General features: G+C 63.6%; 1 protein-coding gene. It reads right to left on the reverse strand.

Annotated elements, in window-relative coordinates; genetic code table 11:
- Window positions 1–13 precede the first annotated feature (13 nt).
- Window positions 14–687, reverse strand: a 674-nt coding sequence (gene istB / locus AU198_RS20910) for an IS21-like element helper ATPase IstB (protein ID WP_064350501.1), incomplete at its 5' end; no start/stop codon positions are given.

The following is a 687-nucleotide window of genomic DNA, read 5'->3' on the forward strand; positions in this document are numbered from 1 at the left end:
ACCCCCTTGGTGTTCATTCTTCTGTGGTCGATCCTGGAACTCGTCCGAGGTCGCGGTCTTTGATGCGGTAGGAGTCGCCCTTGAGGGCGATGACTTCTGCGTGGTGGACGAGGCGGTCGATCATGGCGGCGGCGACGACGTCGTCGCCGAACACTTCACCCCAGCGACCGAAGGGTTTGTTCGATGTCACGATGAGGCTGGCGCGTTCGTATCGGGAGGACACGAGCTGGAAGAACAGGTTGGCGGCTTCGGACTCGAAGGGGATGTAGCCGACTTCGTCGATAACCAGCAGCGGGTAGCGGCCCAGGCGGATTAGTTCTTGCTGCAGGCGCCCGGCGTGATGGGCTTCGGCCAGCCGGGCCACCCATTCAGAGGCGGTGGCAAACAGCACCCGGTGGCCGGCCTGACAGGCGCGGATCGCGATCCCGATGGCCAGGTGTGTCTTGCCGGTACCCGGTGGGCCCAGGAAGACAACGTTGTCCTTGGCGACCACGAAGTCCAGAGTCCCCAGGTGAGCAATCAGATCGCGTTTGAGGCCGCGGGCATGGTCGAAATCGAACTCCTCAAGGGACTTTCGCGAAGGGAACCGTGCCGCACGGATACGGCCCTCACCGCCGTGGGATTCACGGGCCGAGACCTCACGCTGCAGACAGGCCACGAGGAACTCCTCGTGGGTCCAGGTCTCAG

The sequence above is a fragment of the Mycobacterium sp. GA-1199 genome (assembly GCF_001500045.1).
GTDB lineage: Bacteria > Actinomycetota > Actinomycetes > Mycobacteriales > Mycobacteriaceae > Mycobacterium.